Source organism: Flectobacillus sp. (genome assembly GCF_049240685.1).
Lineage (GTDB): Bacteria > Bacteroidota > Bacteroidia > Cytophagales > Spirosomataceae > Flectobacillus.
The window spans coordinates 1-3,932 of sequence record NZ_JBMLSD010000270.1; the positions used below are offsets into that span (position 1 = coordinate 1).

Sequence of the window (3,932 nt, forward strand, 5' to 3'; positions counted from 1 at the left end):
GGCACAAAAATTAAATTCTATTTTGCCTACTAACTTAAGTTGTTTCTCAATCATTAAAAACAAAACTCAAAATTGCTATGCCGATTTGAATAGCGCTACAACGGCACGGATTTTTTCGACATTCGAATACATTACGCCATATTCGGGTACTTCCGAAAGCCCGCCCATCGCAATATCTTCTTTCCTAAACTCCATTTCCGAATCTCTGGTCGACTTGCCCGTAAAGTGTAGGGCATCAGCGCCTAGTGCCGCAAGTTTTAAGGCATTTCGTACATTGACCCCGCTCCCAATCATCACTTCAATTCTTCCATTGGCTTGTTTAATCAAAGCTTTTAGATTCTCTGCGCCTTCTTCTGCTAAGTTTTTTTGACCCGAAGTTAGGATACGTTTACAACCCGCCTCAATGATATCTTCGAGCGCCTGAAGGTAATCTGGCGTCATATCAATAGCGCGATGAAAGGTAACAGGCAGGGGATGAGCTAATTCGACGAAAGCTTTTGTTTGCTCGACGTTCACTCGACCATTTTTTTGTAATATGCCTATAACAAAACCGTCGGCTCCTAGTTGTTTAGCTACAAGCATATCTTGTTTCATCTGCTCTAGTTCAAGCGCAGAGTAACAAAAATCGCTGCCACGTGGACGAATCATGACATGAACGCCAATGGTGGTGTGTTGTTTGGCTAGTTGGATAAGTCCTGCTGATGGTGTTGTGCCACCTTCATAAGGCGAAGCACACAATTCGATACGATTAGCGCCTCCTTGCTCGGCCGCAATACACGATTCGAGCGAGTAAGCACAAATTTCAATTTTCATAAAGTATTTCAGAAAAATGGGATTTTTAAAATATATGTAAAGGTATCATTTCGCAGGATTTTTGATGAATCATTTAATAAAAAAATTTAATAAGTGCCTAATGAGATTTTTTTAACGGTAAAAAAAGACCGAATATTCCTATTTGAATAGCTCAGATGCGATAGCCAAGGGTAAACATCATGCTGTAGCTAGGACTGTTTAGCCCAAGTGCTGAAGATTTGGCCGTGGGAGAGAGGTTGTACAAATAACTTCCGACAAGTCCTAATCTTAGGCGACGAAAGTCTTTGGTAATGCCGAGTTCGGTTTTTAGACCTCCGTAAAGATTTTGGAAGTCATAACCTTGGTAATAACTTTTGAACGCTTTTTTCCCTGAAAGAATATTGGCAAATGGACCAAGCGAAACAAAAAAGCTAGGGCTAAAGGGTTTTTCTGTAAAAATCAAATAGCGAAACTGAGTGTTGAGATGAACAAAACTTGTTTGTTCGCAAGCCTCTCCAAATCCTGTACCTGCAAGGGCATCGTTTTTTTCATGCCCACCAATTTGTAGATATCCTATTTGAGAAGATAAATAAAAGTGCTTCTTCTGTAAATAATCAATACCGAGGGCGGTGGCATAACTAGTATTTCTTTGAGTAAGAATATCGAGTTTGAGCTCATTTCTGAACGAACTAAACAGAACACCATTGTCGATTTTGATAAATTGGGCTTGGGCTACAGGTGAGAATAATAAGAATAGTGCGTAGTAAAAAAGCTTTTTCATGCTAAAATGTTTTGTAGAGTGTGAATTATTCATGTAGTGTAAACAATATCACAAATATAGTTGAGATTCGCCTCCATGTCGCGAATTTTGTTTTAGTAAAATAGTCATGGGAATATTTTTCTTCGGAAATAAGTGTCTACAGATTCATTATCAATTAGTTATCTATTTCTTAAGGGAAAACCCGAAAAATATAGGCACTTTTCATAAAAAAACAGGGTTTTGAATATACTTTTTTATAGAAAAATTAGTTAATTACGCATGAGAAAATCAAAATAGAGATAATATTTGGGCTTTTTTGTAGAAATAAAGAAAAAAGGTAGACAAATAGCCCCGTATTTATCATTTTGAAAATTTATTTGAATTATCTAAATAATTACAAACTAGTAATGTTGGTAATTTCAAAAAACTTGTACTTTTGCAGTCCTATTAAATCAATCAAAAAAATAGGGGTAAAATAAGCATTTATAAAAGACATAATTGATTTATAGTCAGTAGATTGCTCTATTACCTTCGTTTAACCAGTAACCAAATTTAGAGAAAGAATATGTATTGGACACTAGAACTTGCATCTTACTTAGAAGACGCTCCTTGGCCAGCAACAAAAGATGAATTAATTGACTATGCGATTCGTACAGGTTCGCCATTAGAAGTAGTCGAAAACTTACAAGAATTGGAAGATGACGGTCAACCTTACGAGAGCATCGAAGAAATCTGGCCAGATTATCCTACAAAGGACGACTTCTTCTTTAATGAAGACGAATATTAATTGATTCTTATAAAATGCCACCCTCTAAGGTGGCATTTTTGGTTGATATCCACTGGTGGTCAGTAAGGCCAATAGCTATTACCCGATTGCCATAAACTCTTAAAACCATGTCTATTATTCTTTCTTCTTCTCTCGATACACAGGCACAAAGCCGTTTATATGTATTAAATCAAAGCGATAATTTATCTGCACAGTTACTATCTATTGCACAATCTGAAGTATTTGATGCGGATATTTTAGCCAAGGAGTTTAAGGCCGACCTCAAGGAAACCTTCTCTTTTTATACTAATCTAGGGCAAAAAGTTTTTTTCTTAGGACTAGGAAAAAATGCTGACTCTGCACAAGTAATCAAGGCTTTACGCTATTTCTTTCATCACCAAAAAACAAGAATAGCCGCCAAAGTTGATGTAGTGGTTGATACTTTGAATCTTGAACAGCTCGAATGGGTAGCCAATGGTATCGTACTAGGACAATACAACAGCAAACTCTACAAAACAGAAAGCGAAACGCCTTCAGAGGTTTTTGGCGAAAATGGGCAGATTACTCTTGTTACAGGTGAATTATTCGGTGAAAATGCCCAAAATTTAGTCGATAAAGGTATTGCCACAGCCGAAACACAGATGGAGATTTTTGATTTGATGAATGCTCCTGCCAACAAAAAAACACCGCAAGTCTTGTGTGATTGGGCTGTAGCTTCTGCGCAAAAATTTGGTTATGTTGCCCATATCATCGACCGACCTGCTTTGGAAAAAGATGGTTTTGAGGCATTATTGGCGGTAGGTCAAGGAAGCGAGCATGACCCAGCGATGATTGTAGTTGAATACCGTTTTCCTTTGCCACAAAAAACAATTGGTTTGGTAGGTAAGGGCGTAACTTTCGATACGGGCGGTATTTCTATCAAATCCTCAACGAATATGCACCTTATGAAATCGGATATGGGAGGTGCTGCTGCTGTGTTGGGTACAGTAGAATTAGCGGCTAAACTCAAGCTACCAATACATATTATCGGTGTAGTGCCAACTTGTGAAAATGCAGTAGACGCCAAATCTTTTAAGCCGAGTGATGTTATTGGTTCGTATTTGGGTAAAACCATCGAAATAATCGATACAGATGCCGAAGGGCGTGTGATTTTGGCAGATGGATTGGGGTATATGGTCAAAAACTACAAGACTGATTATCTGATAGATTTGGCTACTTTGACAGGCAGTTGCATCGCTACATTGGGTTATCATGCGGCTGGGTTGTTTACCAATAATGACCAATTAGCTAATCATTTGAGCAATGCTGGTTCGCGCACAGGGGAACGTCTGTGGAGATTGCCTTTGTGGGATTTGTACAAAGAGGATATTGCTTCGGATATCGCTGATGTCAAAAACTATTCAGGAAAACCAATGGCGGGGGCTATCTCTGCAGCCAAGTTTTTAGAAGTATTTACCGAAAATCATACCAATTGGGCACACCTCGATATTGCTGGCACAGCCTTTGGCGATACCGAATTTGTTCCAAGTCGTGCGGGTACCGCTTTTGGTATTCGTTTGTTGATAGATTTTATTGAAGGAGTATTGTAGTAATCAGGCAACAGGCAAAGAGGCA

The 3,932-nt window shown here is 38.5% G+C and carries 4 protein-coding genes; 2 read left to right on the forward strand and 2 right to left on the reverse strand.

Annotated elements, in window-relative coordinates:
* Window positions 1–75 precede the first annotated feature (75 nt).
* Complete coding sequence (locus ACOVQ4_RS12380; protein ID WP_421820955.1) at window positions 76–813, reverse strand: copper homeostasis protein CutC; 738 nt, start codon at window positions 811–813, stop codon at window positions 76–78.
* Window positions 814–964: 151 nt separating this feature from the next.
* Entirely contained in the window at window positions 965–1,573 is a 609-nt protein-coding gene (locus ACOVQ4_RS12385; protein ID WP_421820956.1) for a hypothetical protein, read from the reverse strand.
* Window positions 1,574–2,117: 544 nt separating this feature from the next.
* Between ACOVQ4_RS12385 and ACOVQ4_RS12390 the strand changes: the two genes are divergently transcribed.
* Entirely contained in the window at window positions 2,118–2,339 is a 222-nt protein-coding gene (locus ACOVQ4_RS12390; RefSeq protein WP_026997867.1) for a DUF2795 domain-containing protein, read from the forward strand.
* Between the two features lie 107 nt (window positions 2,340–2,446).
* A complete protein-coding gene (locus ACOVQ4_RS12395) occupies window positions 2,447–3,907 on the forward strand; it encodes a leucyl aminopeptidase family protein (protein ID WP_421820957.1) in 1,461 nt (486 codons plus the stop codon).
* Window positions 3,908–3,932: the final 25 nt, after the last annotated feature.

Coding starts and splice junctions, on each gene's coding strand:
- ACOVQ4_RS12380 (WP_421820955.1), bottom strand. CDS start 813: ATGAAAATTGAAATTTGTGCTTACTCGCTCGAATCGTGTATTGCGGCC.
- ACOVQ4_RS12385 (WP_421820956.1), bottom strand. CDS start 1,573: ATGAAAAAGCTTTTTTACTACGCACTATTCTTATTATTCTCACCTGTA.
- ACOVQ4_RS12390 (WP_026997867.1), top strand. CDS start 2,118: ATGTATTGGACACTAGAACTTGCATCTTACTTAGAAGACGCTCCTTGG.
- ACOVQ4_RS12395 (WP_421820957.1), top strand. CDS start 2,447: ATGTCTATTATTCTTTCTTCTTCTCTCGATACACAGGCACAAAGCCGT.